The organism is Cellulophaga fucicola (genome assembly GCF_900119145.1).
Lineage (GTDB): Bacteria > Bacteroidota > Bacteroidia > Flavobacteriales > Flavobacteriaceae > Cellulophaga > Cellulophaga fucicola.
Map to the genome: position 1 here is coordinate 765,172 of NZ_FPIY01000001.1, position 18,868 is coordinate 784,039.

Annotated in this window: 21 protein-coding genes and 1 tRNA gene; 4 read left to right on the plus strand and 18 right to left on the minus strand. The window is 31.5% G+C overall.

Translation table 11 applies throughout. From position 1 onward, the window contains the following. The first annotated feature begins 251 nt into the window (after nt 1-251). From BT107_RS17605 to BT107_RS03440, 3 genes are all read left to right on the plus strand, one after another. Nucleotides 252-827 (plus strand): hypothetical protein, encoded by a 576-nt coding sequence (locus BT107_RS17605; RefSeq protein WP_211435260.1) that lies wholly within the window; start codon nt 252-254, stop codon nt 825-827. Between the two features lie 40 nt (nt 828-867). Next, nucleotides 868-1,359 carry a hypothetical protein gene (locus BT107_RS03435; RefSeq protein ID WP_072302349.1) on the plus strand — a complete coding sequence of 164 codons (492 nt, stop codon included), beginning with the start codon at nt 868-870 and terminating at the stop codon, nt 1,357-1,359. Nucleotides 1,360-1,465: 106 nt separating this feature from the next. Continuing rightward, nucleotides 1,466-2,242, plus strand: a complete 777-nt coding sequence (locus tag BT107_RS03440) for a hypothetical protein (RefSeq protein WP_072302350.1) — start codon at nt 1,466-1,468, stop codon at nt 2,240-2,242. Nucleotides 2,243-2,489: 247 nt separating this feature from the next. On the opposite strand, the gene BT107_RS03445 is transcribed toward BT107_RS03440, so the two are convergent. Together BT107_RS03445 and BT107_RS03450 are read right to left on the minus strand one after the other, a co-directional pair. After that, nucleotides 2,490-2,574, minus strand: a tRNA-Ser gene (locus BT107_RS03445). Between the two features lie 154 nt (nt 2,575-2,728). Beyond that, nucleotides 2,729-3,187 carry an RNA methyltransferase gene (locus tag BT107_RS03450; RefSeq protein WP_072302351.1) on the minus strand — a complete coding sequence of 153 codons (459 nt, stop codon included), beginning with the start codon at nt 3,185-3,187 and terminating at the stop codon, nt 2,729-2,731. Nucleotides 3,188-3,327: 140 nt separating this feature from the next. On the opposite strand from BT107_RS03450, the gene BT107_RS03455 reads away from it, so the two are divergent. Further along, on the plus strand, nt 3,328-4,341 hold the full coding sequence (locus BT107_RS03455; protein ID WP_072302352.1) for a polysaccharide lyase family 7 protein: 1,014 nt from the start codon (nt 3,328-3,330) through the stop codon (nt 4,339-4,341). Between the two features lie 17 nt (nt 4,342-4,358). Here BT107_RS03455 and BT107_RS03460 read toward each other — a convergent pair whose 3' ends face one another. From BT107_RS03460 to BT107_RS03535, 16 genes are all read right to left on the minus strand, one after another. After that, complete coding sequence (locus tag BT107_RS03460; RefSeq protein WP_072302353.1) at nt 4,359-5,111, minus strand: hypothetical protein; 753 nt, start codon at nt 5,109-5,111, stop codon at nt 4,359-4,361. Nucleotides 5,112-5,214: 103 nt separating this feature from the next. Next, nucleotides 5,215-6,738: a class I SAM-dependent DNA methyltransferase gene (locus BT107_RS03465; protein ID WP_072302354.1), complete on the minus strand. Its 1,524-nt coding sequence runs from the start codon at nt 6,736-6,738 to the stop codon at nt 5,215-5,217. Nucleotide 6,739: 1 nt separating this feature from the next. After that, the gene (locus BT107_RS03470) at nt 6,740-7,702 is read right to left on the minus strand and encodes a virulence RhuM family protein/type II toxin-antitoxin system death-on-curing family toxin (RefSeq protein WP_072302355.1); all 963 of its coding nucleotides are present in this window, start codon (nt 7,700-7,702) and stop codon (nt 6,740-6,742) included. Nucleotides 7,703-7,818: 116 nt separating this feature from the next. Further along, nucleotides 7,819-9,336, minus strand: a complete 1,518-nt coding sequence (locus BT107_RS03475) for a restriction endonuclease subunit S (RefSeq protein ID WP_072302356.1) — start codon at nt 9,334-9,336, stop codon at nt 7,819-7,821. Continuing rightward, entirely contained in the window at nt 9,336-12,137 is a 2,802-nt protein-coding gene (locus BT107_RS03480; protein ID WP_072302357.1) for a type I restriction endonuclease subunit R, read from the minus strand. The genes BT107_RS03475 and BT107_RS03480 overlap by 1 nt, the downstream gene beginning before the upstream one ends. 405 nt (nt 12,138-12,542) lie before the next feature. Further along, nucleotides 12,543-12,764, minus strand: a complete 222-nt coding sequence (locus BT107_RS03485) for a hypothetical protein (RefSeq protein WP_072302358.1) — start codon at nt 12,762-12,764, stop codon at nt 12,543-12,545. A gap of 150 nt (nt 12,765-12,914) precedes the next feature. Next, nucleotides 12,915-13,766, minus strand: coding sequence for a universal stress protein (locus tag BT107_RS03490; protein WP_072302359.1), 852 nt, complete (start codon nt 13,764-13,766; stop codon nt 12,915-12,917). 149 nt (nt 13,767-13,915) lie between these two features. Beyond that, on the minus strand, nt 13,916-14,764 hold the full coding sequence (locus BT107_RS03495; protein WP_072302360.1) for a universal stress protein: 849 nt from the start codon (nt 14,762-14,764) through the stop codon (nt 13,916-13,918). An 84-nt stretch (nt 14,765-14,848) separates the two neighbouring features. After that, a complete protein-coding gene (locus tag BT107_RS03500) occupies nt 14,849-15,745 on the minus strand; it encodes a 3-hydroxyacyl-CoA dehydrogenase (protein WP_072302361.1) in 897 nt (298 codons plus the stop codon). A 38-nt stretch (nt 15,746-15,783) separates the two neighbouring features. Then, complete coding sequence (locus BT107_RS03505) at nt 15,784-16,149, minus strand: arsenate reductase family protein (protein ID WP_072302362.1); 366 nt, start codon at nt 16,147-16,149, stop codon at nt 15,784-15,786. 29 nt (nt 16,150-16,178) lie between these two features. Continuing rightward, on the minus strand, nt 16,179-16,373 hold the full coding sequence (locus tag BT107_RS03510; protein WP_072302363.1) for a hypothetical protein: 195 nt from the start codon (nt 16,371-16,373) through the stop codon (nt 16,179-16,181). Between the two features lie 25 nt (nt 16,374-16,398). Continuing rightward, the gene (locus BT107_RS03515; protein ID WP_072302364.1) at nt 16,399-16,857 is read right to left on the minus strand and encodes a hypothetical protein; all 459 of its coding nucleotides are present in this window, start codon (nt 16,855-16,857) and stop codon (nt 16,399-16,401) included. Nucleotides 16,858-17,019: 162 nt separating this feature from the next. Continuing rightward, the gene (locus BT107_RS03520) at nt 17,020-17,349 is read right to left on the minus strand and encodes a hypothetical protein (RefSeq protein WP_072302365.1); all 330 of its coding nucleotides are present in this window, start codon (nt 17,347-17,349) and stop codon (nt 17,020-17,022) included. A 37-nt stretch (nt 17,350-17,386) separates the two neighbouring features. Further along, on the minus strand, nt 17,387-17,677 hold the full coding sequence (locus tag BT107_RS03525; RefSeq protein WP_072302366.1) for an acetyltransferase: 291 nt from the start codon (nt 17,675-17,677) through the stop codon (nt 17,387-17,389). A 56-nt stretch (nt 17,678-17,733) separates the two neighbouring features. Next, nucleotides 17,734-18,303, minus strand: coding sequence for a hypothetical protein (locus BT107_RS03530; RefSeq protein WP_072302367.1), 570 nt, complete (start codon nt 18,301-18,303; stop codon nt 17,734-17,736). A 17-nt stretch (nt 18,304-18,320) separates the two neighbouring features. Next, complete coding sequence (locus BT107_RS03535; RefSeq protein ID WP_072302368.1) at nt 18,321-18,755, minus strand: hypothetical protein; 435 nt, start codon at nt 18,753-18,755, stop codon at nt 18,321-18,323. Nucleotides 18,756-18,868: the final 113 nt, after the last annotated feature.

Sequence of the window (18,868 nt, forward strand, 5' to 3'; positions counted from 1 at the left end):
TAGCAATGTACTTAAACATTGCTAGTACTTGCTTACTTCCTAAAGTTCTTTTGGGTTTTACGCTAAGGTTTGTCTATATTTAATTTACCTGCGTAATACACAGCCCAAAAAAAGCTAACTCTTACAAAGCATTAAAAATTAATTGGAGGAGAATTAGCTAGCCTAACTCAAGGTCTTGTGAGCTATACCTCTAGTATAGGCATTAAATATGATGGTTGGGGAACAGCAATTGAGAAATAATATAAATACGAATGTTTAAACTACATAAAAGAGACGCTAAAAACAATTTACTATATGTAGAATGTTGGACTTCTGAGGAAAAACTAGGAATTGTACACACAGGTAAAGTTGGTAAAGACGGAGACACTGAAGAGTTTGCTATTGGAGAAAAATTTAAAACAAGTTCTGAATTTCTTAATCATTTTAAAAATCACTTTAAAAAACTAGGGTATGTAGAGTTTAATGAAGCTGATTTAACCTGGTTAGTTGTTCAGTTTGAAATGAAAAGTCTGAAAGGAAATAAAAGAGACCATTGGCTAAAAGATAAAGTTTCTGAATATCTTAACGAGGAATTAGGTTGGAGAGGAATTGGACATATAGATGGGTTTGATATGGGAGAACAGATTGCTTTTAAAGGCAAGTATGCGCTTAACATATTTTGCGAAGTATATGATGAAGAAAAAGGAATTGCTGCCATTAAAAGGTGTCTAAGGGAATATAGGTTAGACTATACTAGAATAAAAATTGCTTCTCGTCCATATCTGTCAGATGGTGGTTTTCAATTAAAGTATTCAGCAAAGAAAAAAGACCAAACATTTAGTATATAAAAGTTATTTGCTAAAAAGTAGTAAGGTTATAAAAAAGTGTATGAAATATAAAATAGTACTAATAGCATTATTATCATTAAACTGTAATTGTAAAACAGTAACGTGTTCTCTTCCTATACAAAATTACAATCTTGATAAACTTACAACCACATTGGTTGAGTTAAAAGAAATTGATAGTTATGGTACTACTTTAACCATACCGGCCAACAACTACCCTATTTACCCTAATTGTAATTCTAACATTTCTAAAAAATGTTTTGTAGATGTATTAAATACCGAAGTACAAAAACATTTTACCAATGAACTTGCCAAAAATTTAGACTTAGTTAATGGAAAAAAAAGAACTAATATCTTCTTTGAATTAGATAGTATTGGAAATATAATTAATATATCAGCAAGATCTCCTCATCCTAAACTAAAGGAAATAGGAATTTCAATTATTGAACAAATTCCTAGGATGAAACCTTATCTAAAAAATGATAAACCTACTAACCTTAAATTTGATTTTACTATTTTGTACGTTGTTGAATAAATACTAAAACAACAAATACTGAAAAGTTGGACTTCTAAATAAAATTAGTTTAAAAAATGGAAGTCATATCTAATCAAAAATGCTGCTATCAGCCTAAAAAATTATTATGAAAAAATTAGTACTCGTTTTAGTTGGTGTTGTTTTAACATCTTGCACAACCAATTACCTTGAAAAAAAGTACGAGAAATCTTCAAACAGCGATAATTTAAAAGAGATTTCAAATTTAATTCCTGAAGCTGATTTTAAAAAATTAAAAGATTACATAGCAGATTCTGAAAGTAAATATATCAACTTAGGTGAAAATACATATCAAAATTTACTTTTAAAGGCACAAGAAACGTATCGTGAAAAAGAGCTTCTAAAAAAAGAAGCAGAAGAAAAAGAAAAGCTAACAACATTTTTGTGTACAGAAGAATGGACACAAGAAGATTATGCCATACAAATAAAAATACCTAGCGATTCTGAAGAAAACGTAAACAATGCAAAAGAACTGCTAAATATGGGCATTATAGGATTTAAAGGAGTAGAATTAATCTATAGTGTAGAGAAGAATGTGTACGGTACTTTTTTAAAAGCTAAACTTGGTGGCGGTTTTAAAAAAACGTACTCCGGAAAAAATAGAAGCTTTAAAAAGTATTACCCAGACGGAACTTTTATTAATTATTTTAAAAACGATAGTTTAAATGCCTACAAAGGAAGTTGGGAATTTACAGATACAAATTATATAAGTGAAAGTCAACCAGAAAGATTAATAGGACGATTTAGAAAAAAAAATATGTACCATAAAATTATTCTTTTAGACGAAAAAACATTTTTGTTTTACAACGATTTTGATAAAGACATTATTACGTCAATTAAAATGGTACACCAGATTAAAGAGTAATTTAACAAACTGGGTTTTTAAAGTACATTAAGTAATAAAGATTCACTGCGTGCATCCCAAGTAAGTATCCCTAGCAAGCATAAAACCCTAACAATTTTTATTTTTTAAAACTACTAGTGAACTACAAGCAAAAGGGATTACTACGTTATCCCTCCTACGGCATTTTGCAAATGCCTAAATCTTAAAACCAAAAAAACCGCTAGAGTAAACTCTGCGGTTTTTAGTTTTCAAGCTTTGCGCTTGTCTGCGGAGAAAGAGGGATTCGAACCCCCGGAGGTGTGACCCTCAATAGTTTTCAAGACTACCGCATTCGACCACTCTGCCATTTCTCCAAGTGTCTCATCAGGTATTCCCTGATTGCGGGTGCAAATATAAGAACCTTTTTTTATTCTATAAAAGATTTTAGTGCTTTTTTCTGCTTTTTTTATTGTCAACTGCGGTAAGTCTTTGTTTCTTAAAAAATTAGACACTAAAAAAAATTACAAATTAACTTCTTGGTTTGCCAAGTTGCCTATCATAAAGTACAATACTGCCTGCAACTGCTACATTTAAACTTAAGGTAGATTTAAATTTTACTAAAAAGTGCGACTCCTCTATGGCTTCTTTGCTTAAACCGTGATCCTCTGCTCCCAATAAATACACACAACGTCTTGGGTGCTTAAATTCTTCTAGATCTAGAGCAGTATCATCTAACTCCACTCCCACTATCCTTGTACCAACAGGAATATTATTTTTAAACTCAGTAAACGTGTTGTAATGGTAATACGGAATAGACTTTACAGCATTGTGTGTATCGCACGCTTGTTTAGCATATCTATTGCCAATAGTAAAAATAAAACTTGCCCCTAGGTTTTGAGCAGTTCGCCATAAAACTCCCAGATTCTCTGGTGTTTTACCGTTCTGAATACCTATACCAAAGTATTCATTTACAAAATTGCTATTCATACCACAAAAATATTAAACTTTTAATAATTCTAAAAGGCATTTGTAGTGTTGCACGCTAATTTAACCAACCATTTGTCCATTTTACACTATATTACAACCTATAAAAAGCACAGTAATAACCATTATATACCAATAACACATTGAATTTTAAAACTATAAGCTACCCGTTTTTAATCCTTATTGTAACTTTTCAACTTTCTTGTGGCTCAGATAATAGCCCAGTAGAACAACCAAAAGAAGAGTCACAAAGTCAAGATACAAACACAGAGGAAAGCACAGAAGAAACCAATACTAATGATTCTGAAAACGCAAATGGTTTAAATGGTGATGTTGCACCCTCAGAAAACTTTAATCTTACTACCTGGAATATTAGTATCCCCATAGATACAGATGCCAACAACAAGGCCGATACTGTAAAAGAAGACGAATTAAATAACGGCTATGAAAACACAGATTACTTTTACACGGCTACTGATGGCGGAATGGTGTTTAAATGCCCTGTAGAAGGCTTTAAAACATCTGAAAACACAAAATATACTAGAACAGAACTAAGAGAAATGCTACGCGCTGGCGATACCAACATAGAGACACAGGGTATTACTAAAAACAATTGGGTTTTTGGTAGCGCACCACAAGAAGATATAACTAATTCTGGCGGTTACGATGGCCAATTAAATGCTACACTAGCCGTAAACCACGTTACCACAACTGGTGACGATGACCAAGTAGGAAGAGTAATTATTGGCCAAATACACGCTAATGATGACGAGCCGCTGCGTATATACTACCGCAAACTACCTCACAACACTTTAGGGAGTATTTATATAGCACATGAAGAAAATGCTGCCGATGAAACGTTTTATGACCTTATTGGTAGTAGATCTAAAAGTGCAACCAACCCAGAAGATGGTATTGCTTTAGATGAAAAATTTAGTTATACCGTAAAAGTTACAGGCAATAGTATGTGGGTTACCATTAACAGAGACGGCAAAGATGCTATTGAACAATTTGTAGATATGACCAACAGTGGTTACGATGTTGGCGGACAGTATATGTATTTTAAAGCTGGCGTGTACAACCAAAACAATACCGGTACTGCTACAGATTATGTACAGGCTACTTTTTATAGCTTAGAGAGTGGGCATAGTGAGTAGAAGATATTACTGATTTATTATTTTATCTCTAAAAGAATATTTACCAAAATGTCTTGTAATTCTTTTGTTTTTCTAAATTTATGTTTAAAAAAATTTAGAGTAAAGATATGTGGTAAAATAGAAAAGAAAGTATAAACTGCTAATACCAATATTAATAAATAAAAATATTTTAGATCAGATTCTTTATATATACTATCTTTTATTTTTTCTATCATATCCTCTTGAAATACAGCATCAACTATTTCTTTAAAAAAAGCAGATGCTATTAATGCTATAGCTCCAATAATTAACAGTAGAATTGCTAGCTCTGTATTTTGTCTATGCCTAAGTCTAGATATTATATATGCTATATTTTTCTCACTAAATTTTATTTTCTCTTTTTTAAAAAAACTTTTAATTTTCTTTTTTCTTATAAAAAATAAAACTGGAGCTAAATCTCCATTATCAACATTAGCTTTTTGTTTAGAGTTTAGTTTATTATTTTTATGTTTAAGCTGAGTTTTTATACTTTTTACCCTTTTATTATCTAAATAAAAAAATAAACCTTTTTTTCTATTGTAAAAAAACAGAATGTCCAATTGAAACAACAGTAATATACTGTAAGAAATGATATGATTTAGTTGTAAGGCAATAATAAAAAGTATACCAACACTAAGTATGTATATAAATACAGCATAATTATATAATTTTTGTAGTGGACAAAGCTCACTCACAACTAACTTATTGAAAGACAGTTTTTTGCTATGAAAACTAACTAATTTATCTACCATATTAAAGTTTTTAAATTTAAAAAAAGCAATTCATCTTTTGTTTTTTGATGAATTTATATCTTTAAACGAAAATATCTTCTCTTATTTTTTAATATTGGCTTTACTATTCCATTTCACTATTTATGGTTCCCATTATTTCTCTAAAACTATTCAATCCTGATTCTATGTTTTCAATTATTTCATTTGCTAAAATGTCTGGGTCTGGTAGATTGTCTAAATCAGTTAAACTTTTGTCTTTAAGCCAAAAAATATCCAAACTCGTTTTGTCTCTAGCAATGATTTCATCATAGGTGTATTTTCTCCACCTTCCTTCTTCGTTTTCTTCGCTCCAAGTTTCTTTTCGTTTGTTAATGTTCTTGCCATTATACAACTCGATAAACTCTTTTAAATGCTCTTGACGCATTGGACTTTTCTTTGGCGTGTGATGTACGTTTGTTCTGTAATCAAAAAACCAAACCTCTTTTGTCCAGGCTTCTTTACTTGCAGGTTTGTTGTTAAAAAACAAAACATTTGCTTTTACACCTTGAGCATAGAATATTCCTGTTGGTAATCTTAAAATTGTGTGCAATTCTGTTGTTTTCATTAATTGCTTACGCACTTCTTCGCCAGCTCCACCTTCAAACAAAATATTGTCAGGAAGCACAACAGCTGCTTCTCCGTTAATTTTTAATTGTGTTTTTATATGTTGCAAGAAGTTTAACTGCTTGTTGGAAGTTGTTTCCCAAAAATCTTGACGATTATAACTTAAATCTTCTTTTACAATTTCACCTTGTTCGTTGGTAAACGTCATACTGCTTTTTTTACCAAAAGGCGGATTTGCTAACACATAATCATAGCGTTCACCATCATCTGAAATTAAAGCATCATTTGGATTGATAAACGATTCGCCATCTATTTCTCCAATGTTATGCAAATACATATTCATCAAGCACATTCTACGTGTATTGGCAACAATTTCGTTTCCGTAAAAGGTTTTGTTCTTTAAAAATTCTTTTTCTTCTCTGTCTAATTTATTGTTGGCTACAATCCAATCGTAAGCAGCTAAAAAGAAACCACCAGTTCCACAGGCTGGGTCAACAATAGTTTTCATTGGTTTTGGCTGAATACAAGCTACCATTGTTTTTATCAATGCTCTTGGCGTAAAATATTGACCAGCTCCACTTTTGGTATCTTCTGCGTTTTTCTCTAAAAGACCTTCGTATATTTTACCTTTTATATCTGCTCCCATCATTGACCAATCTTCTTTGTCAATTAGATTGATGACTTTTAGCAATTTGGCTGGGTCTTGTATTTTGTTCTGACTTTTGGTAAAAATTTGCCCAAGCGTTCCTTTTTCTGTAGAAAGTGTACGCAATAATTGGCTGTAAAACGATTCTAATTCTGCACCACGTTTGCTAGATAAGGTTTCCCAATTACAAATTTCTGCATCTGCAATCTCGTTGCCTTCTACGTCTTTTAGCTTTGGAAAAACCAAACCTTTATTATAAGGTGGTTTGTTTAATTCATCTGCCATTTTTAAGAATAGCAAATAGGTAATTTGTTCTAAATAATCTCCATAACCTACACCATCATCACGAAGTACATTGGCAAGGTTCCATATTTTTGATATTATGCTTGAATCTGTCATTTTATTTATTTCTATTTAATACGCTAATTACTAAACGTTTTACAGTTTCCATTTCTTCGGGTTTACTTGAAGCTATAAAAAGGGTTAAACTCGCTAGTGTATCATTACTAATTATAGGTTGTTTTTTTGTATTGAAAAGCATATTGTTTTGCTGTAAAAACTTCAGAAAACAGGCTGCTGCTATCCGTTTATTGCCATCCACAAACGAGTGATTTTTCACGATTAAATATAAAAGCATTGTTGCTTTTTCTTCTAATGTGGGGTAAAAATCATCTTCTCCAAATCCTTTTGCAATTTGGGCAACAGAACTTTGAAAGCTTTTATCTTTTTCTTTACCAAATACATCACTATCAAATTCTGCTAGCATCTGATTGATTAATTTTTGATAATCTTCTAAATTTGGGTAATCAGCTTTTCTTTTAGTTAAACCTTTAGCATCTAATTGTTCGTGGTCGTAATCATCTAATAAGCTTAAACCTTTGGCAAAAACAGCCAGCCATTCATTATCTGCCGATTTTTCTTCAATAGCTCTACTTAAAATGTTAATGCCATTTTTTAGTATTTGTACTTCTTGTTCTTTTTGTGCTAACCGTTTTTCGTTAATGGTATAACCTTTTACCAAATGGTCTTTTAAGGTTTGTGTTGCCCAAATTCTAAATTGTGTTCCTCTTTTTGAATTAACTCTGTAACCTACAGAAATAATCGCATCTAAATTGTAAAATAGAATATTTCTATTCACTTGCCTATTTCCTTCGGTTTGAACTACCGAGTATTTCTCGGTAGTTGCTTTTTTGTCTAATTCTTTGGTTTTAAAGATGTTTTTTAAATGCAAGCCAATAGTATCCGAATCTTTGTCAAACAATTCTGCCATTTGTTTTTGATTCAACCAAATAGTATCGTTATCCAATCGTACTTCTACATTGGGTTTGTCACTATATAATACTATTTCTCCTTTATTATTCATATTTAATTTTGAACTGTCTCATATTTTGCGATTGTTGCTAATTTATATTTTAAAGATATTGCAAAAAACGCAACAACTCTATTAAATGAACTGTTCGGAAATTCCGACTAGTTGCTTTATTTCTTCTTTTTCTCTGCCTTTATCTTCTGTAGCAAAACACTAGCAGGCTCATAATTCTTATCTGCTTTACATTTAGCAATTTCTGCTTCACTTAATAACTTACCCTCAAAAGCTTTTTTAAGAATACTTTGGCGTAAGGCTTGGGATTTTTCTAAACTGTCTGCAATATCTTTTTCTACGGTATCACAAACCGATAAACGACTTTCTATTTCTTGGACAATTTGGTGTTGTTCTTCTAGTGATGGAAATGCTATTGGTGCTTGTCTAATTGTTCCCATAGATAAAGATGGTTGTGCTACTGCTTTAACAGCAGACATCATTAAACTCTTACCAAATGCAGATTGAAGAAATAATTCTAAATATTTTGAGTTTAAATCAAAATAGGGTCTTGCCATTCCAATATTTGGACCTAGAAAATATCTTTGATTGAAAGGTACCATTGCAACATTACCAGTACCAGCACCAACAAACACTATTAATAATTCTCCACCGAAAATTTGTGAACGCTTAAGTATTTTAACGCTTTCAGATTTTACTTTTGAAAAATCAGTTTTTTTAAAACCATTTGTACCAGCATTTTCAGCTTTTAATACAGGTAAATCTCCATCTTCATCATAGTTAACATAATCAGTATATTCAAAACCAGCTAACTTGGTAACAAAGCATAAACTTCCTATTTGAGCCCAAACCCAATTGTTTGGTATGACCCATTTTCTTTCGTTATGTCCGTTATTTGGTGCATCTGGAATAGTTAAAGGTCGTGGCTTTTTAGGTTTTTTTCCAACCTCTCCTGTTTCTTTCCATCTTTTTAACTCGATTTCCCATTCTTCAATTTGGTTATTGTAAAAAATCTGTCTTCCAGTTTCGATTTGCTCTAACAATTCATAAGCAGAAGGTAAATCTGTTTGTTTCTCTCTCCATTCTTTTGTCAATTCTCCCTCAAAAGCCTTTTTTAAAACCGCTTGTCTATAAATAACCAATTGTTCTTGTGCTATTTTAAGGTCGGCAATTCCGCTATCTAAACTGCTAAATAATTCTTCTATTTTGTTGACAATTGCTTTTTGGATTGGTAAAGGTGCAATTTTGAATTTTACAGAATTAAAACTCGTTTTATTCACTAAAGCAACAGTAGTAGAAGTACTTAATTTTTCTAACTGATTTCTAAAACTAACAGATTGAGCTTGATAAAATGTATATTTAGGGTCAATACCAGCAATTGGCTTTATAGCATTTATTTGCTGATTAAAGGCAACTTCTTTTTTATTGATTCCAATTCTCCCTAAATTACCTATGCAGGTAACTAAAACAGAGTTTATTGGCAAAATTCGCGCTTTGATTTTACCTTTTGCACTCAAAAATTCAGCCGAAGTTTTGAGAAAATTATTATTTATTTGGGGTGGTTTTATAAATGGTATTTCAGAACCATAATTGTCTTTATCTTTTTTTGAAGGTGTATTTCCTGTAACGGTTTCAAATGCTTCTCCCAACGCAGCTTCTATCCAATCTTCTCTCATTATGCTGCTAATACTTCATTGAGTTCGTTAATAATTTCATTCATTTGGTTACCAAATAATTGGTGCATTTTTCCTTTTCCACCTTTGGCATCAAAAGGTGTGTAATCTAAATCATCTATTTCTATATGATAACTACTCACAACGTGGTCTTTTATCATTCGTAGCCAGTCTAATTGTTCTTTTGTAAAGCGATTGTGTTGTCCTGCATTTTGCTTAAAAATCCACGTTTTAAAATTGTTTTCTATGGTTTTGTCGTAGGCTTTTAATTCGCTGTCTATTCCACAACCTCTTCTAATTAACGAAACTAAAGCAGTTAATTCGTCTTTTGGTTGTTTGCTTTTTACGACTTCTAAAGTTGAATACGCATCCCAAACATAATCAGGTGCTAATAATGGTTTTTCTAATTGTAGTTTTTCCATCACCTCTTTTATCATTTTAAACGTAATGTCTCTACGATTGTAGGGTTGATTATAAAAAATACTCAATGCTTTGATTTCGTCTTTGTTTGTTTCTAAATATTCGGTAAAATCTTTTACAATTTCAGTTGCTTTATCTACAGAAGTGGTTTCCCATTCGCTTTTTGTAACTGTATCTATGTTTACGCTATCAATAATTTGTTCGTGTTGTTTACGAACATTATCTAAATAACCATTTAGCTCTCCATTAAATGTTTTGCTTGCTTCTAGAATCAATTGTTCTTGCGCTTCATTTCGGCTACGCTCAATGAGCGCTGGCGTTCTATCTTCTACTGGAATTTTGTCAATTTCAATTTGTGCTTTGGTTTCAATTTCGTCTTGGTCGAAAGCTGTAATTAACTCTTTGGTAATTTGTTTTAAGTTTTTACCACCAGAAAATTCTAATAATCTATCTTTTTCTTTTTCTGTAATTTGTTTCTCTAAACGAATTAAACGGTTTGCCAATGACAAAAACAAATCTTCGTCTGCAACTCCCATTGTTACTGCTCCCAATAAATCTTTCATTGGAACAGATGGTTTACGTTCTAAAGGTCTGCTGTCTGTTTTTTTAGACTTGGTAGCACCCACAGCATCTACAATTACGAAATGTGTTTTGGTTTTAGCCGTTTTGGTTACTAATTGTAAAGAATCACTATTAATAGTTCGTGTTCCACGACCTTTCATTTGTTCAAAATAGTTGATGCTTTTTACATCTCGCATAAACAATAAAACCTCTAATGGTTTTACGTCTGTTCCTGTTGCAATCATATCCACTGTAACTGCAATTCGTGGATAATAAGAATTTCTAAAACGATTCAACACCGATTTTGGGTCTTCCTCAATTTTATAAGTTACTTTTTTACAAAAGTCATTTCCTTCATCAAATTCCTCACGAATGATTTTTATGATATCGTCTGCGTGACTGTCTGTTTTTGCAAATACTAATGTTTTTGGTACTTCGTATTCGCCATTTTCGTCAATACGATTTGGATAAATAGTCGTTTTTAAAGCCTTTTTGTATTCACGAATGATGTTTCTAATTTGACTTGGATTGACAACTTTTTTATCTAAATCGTTGCGTTTGTATTCGGTGTCTTCATCTTCTTGTTGCCAACGTTTTTTACGTGTCAGTTTATCTCGTCTATCAACAAACCAACCTGCTTTTATGGTTTCTCCTTTTTGAGAAATCTCCGTTTCAATCGTATACACATCATAAGGAACGTTTACACCATCTGTTACAGATTCTTCATAAGTATATTGGCTAACTACGTTTTCATTAAAAAAACCGAAGGTTCTTTTGTCTGGTGTTGCAGTTAAACCAATAAGAAAAGCATCAAAATAATCTAATACTTGTTTCCACAAATTATAAATAGAACGATGCGCTTCGTCAATGACTATAAAATCAAATTGTTCAATGGGTACTTTTGGTGTGTACTCAACAGGAACAGCCTTGTTTTTTGACATTTTATTTTGAAGCCAAGAATTTTCGTTTGGATTTTCTAGTTCAGCACTTTCGTCTAATTCTTCTCCTTTTAAAATAGAGTAAAGGCGTTGTATTGTTGAAATGCAAACCTGACTATCTGAAGCAATATAACTTGACGATAGACGCTGAACATTGTACAATTCTGTAAATTTTCGGTTATCGTCATTTGGCTGAAAGGTCATAAATTCCTGTTCTGCTTGTTCTCCAAGGTTTTTGGTGTCAACCAAAAATAAAATACGTTTTGCATCTGCGTGTTTTAACAAACGATACACAAAAGTTGCTGCTGTAAATGTTTTTCCAGCACCAGTTGCCATTTGAATTAAAGCTTTTGGTCTGTTCTTTTTGAAAGAATGTTCCAGATTGTTTACTGCTACAATTTGAGCCGGACGAAGTCCTGTTTCATCTAGTGCAGGTATTGACAACAATCTTTCTCGAAGGCTTTTTCCTTTTTTTAACCATTCTGCAATTGTTTCTGGTTTGTGAAAACTAAAAACATTTCTACCTCTAGGTTTTGGGTCTCTGTAATCTGTAAATCTTGTTATGGTTCCTGTGCTTTCATAAACGAAAGGCAAAAGGTCGTTATTTAAGTATTTTAGTTTGGAAGTAGCATAGCCTTTTGATTGTTCTTCAACAACTGTAAGTCTGTGTCCTTCGTCTTCACGTTTCGCTTCTATAATACCAACAGGTTTTCGGTCTACGAACAACACATAATCGGCAGGTCCAACATCAGTTTGGTATTCACGAACTGCTACACCTTTATTTGCAGATAAATTAACCTTGCTCTTAGATTGTACAACCCAATTGGCAAGACGAAGCATTTCATCTATCTTATCGCGTGCAATTTGTTCTGGGGTTTGATTCATCAATTATCTAGTAGTTACAAATAGTAACTTTTTTAAAAGTTTAAATATACTTATTTACTATAAATTCTTACTCGTAAATATCCTAAAAAACAATATATCTTCATTACGCTTTTCCGTAATGTTCTCAAAAAAAATAAATCTACATTAGTTAATATTAACCACTGTTATTTAACTTAATAACAACTGTAATTGCAAACGCAGATATATTATAATTTTAGCCAAGTAATGTAATTCTATTTTATATAAAACAAGACTACTAATGTATAAATGGGTACAAATACTTTATAGTTGGCAACCTTATAGCACTAATTGTCTTTTTGGGCTTCTAAATAGCTACAAAACTGTAGTAAAAAGAAAAAGCCACTACAATGTATTGCAATGGCTTTTTATAATGTGTTGTTGGTATTACTCCACAATCTCGTAATCTATATCTAGTTTACGTAACGCACGTAAAGCAGAGCCTGTGTTTTTATCTTCTATTTCTATATCTACGGCATCGCCTTCTAAAAGAATTTCTGTTAGCTCATTGGCCAAGGAGTTATCTGTTGCAGAAATTTCTGTTATGCATTTGGCTATGGCTCTTTTATCTGGTCTTTGAGCATCACAGGATAATAGGTTTATTTTCATAATTGTGCTTTATTATTGTACCGGGTATACTTACTGTTTGTGTGTTTTACACAATTTAGGCAATAAAAACCCAAATTAGGGATATACTTGACTATTAAACACAAAAAAGCCCAAAAAGGGCTTTTACAACTAAATTTATATAGGGTTGCTTTAGTGTTCTAAATTATGCAATGCTAGTATGGGCACATTTGTATTGTTACCTAGGTCTTTTACCATTGGGTTAGAGAATATACTACCAAAAAAATTGTGTTTTTTGTTTACAAAAGCTATCATACCACTATCTCTACTTTGTACAAACGAGCGCACACCATTGTGCAGATTTTGGTTGTATAATTTATGATGCGTAAATGTAGTGGGTGCTAATATTTGGTTTAACACCGCTTTATTTTCTATTTGCAGTTTGCTAAAATCTATGTCTTTCTGTATATACAACACACGTATTGCTGCATTTGCCAACTTAGAAATTTCTAGTAAAGCTGCCAATTCTGTTTCTTTATAGGTTGTTTTAAAACTGGTAGGAAATACAATTTCTGCGGCTACTTTAAACTTAATATGCCCAGGAATGGCTAGTACAGGGCAGCCTCTAATTTTTTCCATTGTTACTACTGCATTACTACCTAAAATTAAGTGTTTGCTGTCTGTTTCTCCTCTTGTACCCATAAGTACCAAAGCAATATCTTTACTTTTAATAATCTCTTTTAGGTTGTCTGTGAGGTCACCAATTTCTATAAGATACTCAAATGTATGGTTGGTGTTTTTAGCGTTAAAAGGAGGTTGTGTTTTTAACGCTTCCATCTTTTTTTCTGCTTCGGCTTTGGCTGCAATTAAGGTCTGGTCTACATTATCTAAGCTTAACAGGTTGCTTTTGGCGTACCCTGGAACGTAACAAGAGTGAAAAATAAAAAACTGACATTCCTCCTCTTTGTAAAGCTGGGTTGCATAGTGTATGGCGTTATTAGAATTTGCTGAAAAATCTGTGGGTAATAGTATCCTTTTTATCATAATAACTATAGTTTTAAAATTGATTAAAAATTGAATGTAACGTCCATAAACTTTATTGCAAACGCGCATAAATTAATGAAACTGAATGCACATCAACCTATATAAAAAATCTACGCTTTGTATTTGCTGCCGTAAAAACAGCTTATAAATTAGTAACGACTAATGTTCTGTAGTACTAAAAATGGTATTTTAATTTGTAGTCCAATATCCTCTATGGTAGAACTGTATAGTATGTTCTCTAGATAAGAATGTCTGCGGTTTACCATTACTAACATATCTATTTTTTGATCTGCTATGGTTGTATTTATACTCGCTGTTATATCTGTCCCAGCTGTTTTTAAATTAGTACATCTATTTTCTTTAAATGAGCTGTCTAAAAACATTTTATTGTCTAATTGTCTGTGAGATGATGGTTTAAAATCTGACACATATAAGAAATTTACAGTCGCACTATAGTTTTTTGCTAAGGTGCTTAATAACTTTAACTCTCTGCGTCTGTAAGATAGCATATAATCTGTAGGAAAAAGTATGTTTTTAGGATACTCTCTGTGGTAGGCTGCTGGTACTGCTAAAACCGGACATTCTACATATTTTATAACTTGTAAGGTGTTGCTGCCAAAGGTAATGTTACGGTCGTTTGTTTTGCCTTTAGTACCCATAACAACCAAGTCTGCATTTTGTTTGTCTACAATTTGGTTTATCTCATCTACCAAACTACCAAAACTAGCAGTGTACTTATATGTATGTTTTGGGTTAGGTGAAACTTCTAATATTTCTGCAACTTCTTTTTGTAATGCTTTTTCTATTTTTTGCTGATAAGCATCTTTATATTCATCAAAACCTTCCCTATCTAATGTAGTCGTATTTTTATATACTTCGTCTGCATAGGCGTGCAGAATAGTAATTTCACTTATATCATGCTTAAATAAATGCACGGCATACATTATAGCATTCATAGATGTTTCTGAAAAATCTGTGGGTATTACTATTTTTTTCATCTTGATTGGGTTGTTTTAATTATGTTCTAATTTAACCTCTAATCACCAGATATAAAATGACTTATATCATATTTTAAAAATACCTTACGTTAAAAAATCAGGATTTTTATACTCCGGGTCTGGGTATTTGTAAAAACCCTCCCCTGTAGAAACCCCTAATTTATTTTTATCTATATAATTCTCTTTTAAGAATTGTACTGTTTTTATTTTTAACTCATCCTTAGTTTTTCCTGCTGTTATTTTATCAATATTATAGGCGGTTGTAATGCCTACAACATCTAAAATACCAAAAGGACCTAAAGGAGCGCCTGTGGCTTTCATCCACGTTTTGTCTATGGTTTTTGGATCTGCAACCTCACTAACCAATAAATCTGTTGCAGCTGTAAGTAATGGTACCAATAAGGAATTAAGAATGTATCCTGGTTGCTCTTTATGTAATGGCAAAGCTAGCATACCTATTGCTTTGGCAAATTCTACTACAGCGTTAAAAACATTTGGGTCTGTGGTAGCGTGTCCCATAATTTCTGCCGTATTATGTATCCAAATGGTATTGGCAAAATGTAACGCTATAAATTTTTCTGGTCTCCCAGTTGCCGCAGCAAATGTACTTGGTAAAAGTGTAGATGAATTGGTAGCAAAAACGGTTTTCTCTGGTGCTACTTTTGCTAGTTTATGATAAAAATCTATTTTTATCTCAGGGTTTTCTGGTACTGCTTCTATTAGTAAATCGGCATTTTTTACTGCTATTTCTAAGTCCGAGTTATACCTTAGGTTTTTAAACGTTTTACCTATCTGTTCTTGAGTTGCATTTAAATCTGTTTTAAAAGCATTGCTCATTGTTTCAAATTTTGCTTTTGCTTTTTCTAAAACAGCATCATTTATATCGTAAACAGTTACATTAAAGCCGTAAAAAGCAGCCTGAAAAGCTATTTGATATCCTAAAACACCACTACCAGCTATGGTTATATTCTTGAAATTCATATGTATTATGTATTTGTAGTTACAACAAAACCAACATTCTAAATTTTAAGAATATCTGTTGGTGTTTCTATTAAAATGGTAATATCTCCTCTTAATGCAATGGGTTGTTTCATTATATTAGGGTTATGTTGTATCATTTTTATCCAATCGTTAGTAGATAAACTATGAGGCTCAAATTTAGAGGTATACGCTGGGTGTTCTTGGTTTACAAGGTCTGATACCGCTATATGCAACCGGTCTGCTAGTTCTATAATTTGTATTCCTGTGAGTTTTTCTTTTAAGATATCTATTTCATGTATACTATAGCCTTCTGTTTTTGCATAGGCTAGGGTTTGCTTTGCCCTAACAGATTCTGAACTGTAATACAGTGTAATTTGCCTATTAGACGTAGCTATTTCTCCCATAACTTTGCATTCTGCTTGTTATACATTTTTTATATATGATGCTTTAATAACTCCTTTAAACCCTCTAAATAGTCTTGTAATGCTTTTTTATTTAAATGAGAACTATGGGCTTCTTTAAGCGTAATTGGGTTTTCATCCAAGTTGCGATAAAGTTCTGGGTAATTGGTCTCTATCTCTGTTGTAAGGTCTGTAATTTCTTTTAAAATATCATCTACACTTTTCATAGTTTTTATTTTTAAAAGTTACAACTTAATCCACCAAGTCTGTGTATTGTCTTACTAATTTTTCACCATCAATAATATATTCTGTGATACCAAAAATTTCCTTTCTGTTTTTTCTAAAATCTTTTACAAAACGTGATAAATTGTCCTCTAAAATACCGTGTTCGGTTCTAAACTTATGAGAATCATATGCAAAAGGGTTTTCTATAAGCTCTGTTAAATGGTGTAAATGTTTTGTGGTACGCTCTAATAAGCTGGTGCATTGTTTGTCTACTACCAACAGACTAATTTCTATCTCCTTAACCAAGTCTAAATTCTCTTTTTTAGAAATCCACATTAAATATTTCTCTATAAGTTCATGTAAAAACTTTAAATCGTCCTTATAAAACAAAAGATCAGATTTCCAATGCTCTGTTAATACGTATAACTCTTGCCAATTAGCTTCATTAATATATTGGTCTTTTGGTCTGTTTCTAAAATCGCTCATACTATTAATTTTTATAGTAAAAGTAGGTACGTAAGTTTGCTTATAATATGACTTAAGTCATTTGTAAAACAAAAAGAATGCTGTAAATTATTCCGTTATTAAAGTAATTTATGCTTTATGTAGAATGAACTTTATTCTTCTTTTAAATTTAAAAATAGAGTACTAACCTCCTTGTCCGTTTTCTAAATGTAGAGAAAAATAATATTCTAGCAACAAGAACAATACACACAAACCACCATATAAAATTAGCATCAATCTTGGTTTTATTTGTTTATATAGTGCTACAATAAATACAATTACAAATATTGCATTAATCGCTAAATAGATGGGAAATAAAATATCCTTACAGAACCTAGTGTAGGTAGTTAAATGTCCGTCTGGAAACCCTAATAAAGCTTGTTTGTAATAATAAAACAATGTTACTATTACTGAAACAACCAAGCCTGTTACCGCTACCCTATTCTTTACTACTATTGTTTTTTTGTTTTTCAAAAACACGTATGCATTTAGTCTAATAATTACAGAGGCATTAGCTTTTATACTTTCTTAATAAAAGCATTCTAAAACGTAATATACCCATTAATACAAGAGCTGGTAGTACAACAATTAAAAAACTAAGTATACTAAACATCCACCAAGTAAAATCTAAACCGTGACTATATGCCGTGCCAATTATTAGACCTGCAACTATACTTGTTATTACTGCACTACCGCATACAGCAAGTATGTATTTTTTGGGAGAAACAGAAGCATAATTTTTACGTATACCTAAAATTAGTGCACAGATAAGAGTTATTCCGGTTATTAGTACATATATCATTTTTACAATTTTACGTTACTATCTCTAGACGTTTATTCTTTTTTTGCGTGTGTTGTTTACTCTTTACTTGTTACTTTTTTATGCTCTATATTGTAATTGTTACTACTGTTGTTAAAAGGATAAAAGAAATAAACTGTTCCTATATCCGTTTTTTTAAAGTCTGTTATTATAGTATTTCTGTTAAGAAGCCCTATTCTAAACTTAGATGAGTAATACTTATTCACAAATATAGTTGGTATGGCATACGTTATTCTTCGTTGTTCAAAATAGCCATTTTTTACTCTACCCTTAATATCAAAAGACTTTAATATGCTATCTTTTACAGTAATAGTAACGTTTAACCTCTTTTTACTAACTGATTTTAATGTAATTAAAAAAGGCTCTTTTTCTTTATAAACTAAATTATAGACAGACTCTTGTTCTTTTCTAGTGTAAAAAGAACCCCAAAACAACTCTAAAGAATATGCAGGGTTCTCTATATTATTTTGATAAGTGCCATCTATTAAATGCAAATTATCTTTAGTTAACTGTATTGTATTGTCTGGTGTTTTAACCTTTTTAAATGGTGCACAAGAACATATTAAAAGTAAAAAACATAGATATGTGGTAATTTTATATAAGTTCATACAGCACATTTTTATTATTAAGCTTTACGTTCTATTATTTTAAAAATTAAAATACTTAGTAATGTACCCGTAATAAAACCGAACATTAAATAATATCCAAAATCTACTTCTTTTAAATTATCAATTTCTCCAGAAATAATACCTTGTATGTACATATTAATTCTAAAAGACCAAAATAAGATACCTGTACTACAAATAATAAAGTAAACCAATCCAGATATAGATTTTAGTTGTGTTACCTTTTTAACAAATAAATACAGCAAAGGTACACTAGCAATAGTTACTGGTATTATAAGCCTTTTAAATACACTATCTTTAATATATTCACTAGCTAACGTAACCTTTGTACCTGCTACATAAGAAATAGGAAAGTCATACGTATAGTCTTGTATTAAAAAACCTGTTACACCAAGTATAACAATTAAAATTACGTACTTAACTATATTAATCATTTAAAAAAGTAAGGTTATGGCATACTATTAACATTACAAAGTTAGTGCTAATTATAGTGCAATATAAGCCTATTAATAGCGAGAACAAACTCCCTTTTTACAGGGTGCTTGTA

What these genes read in the sequence shown, in the direction of transcription:
- BT107_RS03450 (WP_072302351.1), bottom strand. Translation starts at nt 3,187, where the DNA reads ATGAATAGCAATTTTGTAAATGAATACTTTGGTATAGGTATTCAGAAC.
- BT107_RS03440 (WP_072302350.1), top strand. Translation starts at nt 1,466, where the DNA reads ATGAAAAAATTAGTACTCGTTTTAGTTGGTGTTGTTTTAACATCTTGC.
- BT107_RS03475 (WP_072302356.1), bottom strand. Translation starts at nt 9,336, where the DNA reads ATGAGAGAAGATTGGATAGAAGCTGCGTTGGGAGAAGCATTTGAAACC.
- BT107_RS03510 (WP_072302363.1), bottom strand. Translation starts at nt 16,373, where the DNA reads ATGAAAAGTGTAGATGATATTTTAAAAGAAATTACAGACCTTACAACA.
- BT107_RS17605 (WP_211435260.1), top strand. Translation starts at nt 252, where the DNA reads ATGTTTAAACTACATAAAAGAGACGCTAAAAACAATTTACTATATGTA.
- BT107_RS03515 (WP_072302364.1), bottom strand. Translation starts at nt 16,857, where the DNA reads ATGAGCGATTTTAGAAACAGACCAAAAGACCAATATATTAATGAAGCT.
- BT107_RS03480 (WP_072302357.1), bottom strand. Translation starts at nt 12,137, where the DNA reads ATGAATCAAACCCCAGAACAAATTGCACGCGATAAGATAGATGAAATG.
- BT107_RS03485 (WP_072302358.1), bottom strand. Translation starts at nt 12,764, where the DNA reads ATGAAAATAAACCTATTATCCTGTGATGCTCAAAGACCAGATAAAAGA.
- BT107_RS03495 (WP_072302360.1), bottom strand. Translation starts at nt 14,764, where the DNA reads ATGAAAAAAATAGTAATACCCACAGATTTTTCAGAAACATCTATGAAT.
- BT107_RS03535 (WP_072302368.1), bottom strand. Translation starts at nt 18,755, where the DNA reads ATGATTAATATAGTTAAGTACGTAATTTTAATTGTTATACTTGGTGTA.
- BT107_RS03500 (WP_072302361.1), bottom strand. Translation starts at nt 15,745, where the DNA reads ATGAATTTCAAGAATATAACCATAGCTGGTAGTGGTGTTTTAGGATAT.
- BT107_RS03470 (WP_072302355.1), bottom strand. Translation starts at nt 7,702, where the DNA reads ATGAATAATAAAGGAGAAATAGTATTATATAGTGACAAACCCAATGTA.
- BT107_RS03530 (WP_072302367.1), bottom strand. Translation starts at nt 18,303, where the DNA reads ATGAACTTATATAAAATTACCACATATCTATGTTTTTTACTTTTAATA.
- BT107_RS03460 (WP_072302353.1), bottom strand. Translation starts at nt 5,111, where the DNA reads ATGGTAGATAAATTAGTTAGTTTTCATAGCAAAAAACTGTCTTTCAAT.
- BT107_RS03505 (WP_072302362.1), bottom strand. Translation starts at nt 16,149, where the DNA reads ATGGGAGAAATAGCTACGTCTAATAGGCAAATTACACTGTATTACAGT.
- BT107_RS03525 (WP_072302366.1), bottom strand. Translation starts at nt 17,677, where the DNA reads ATGATATATGTACTAATAACCGGAATAACTCTTATCTGTGCACTAATT.
- BT107_RS03435 (WP_072302349.1), top strand. Translation starts at nt 868, where the DNA reads ATGAAATATAAAATAGTACTAATAGCATTATTATCATTAAACTGTAAT.
- BT107_RS03490 (WP_072302359.1), bottom strand. Translation starts at nt 13,766, where the DNA reads ATGATAAAAAGGATACTATTACCCACAGATTTTTCAGCAAATTCTAAT.
- BT107_RS03465 (WP_072302354.1), bottom strand. Translation starts at nt 6,738, where the DNA reads ATGACAGATTCAAGCATAATATCAAAAATATGGAACCTTGCCAATGTA.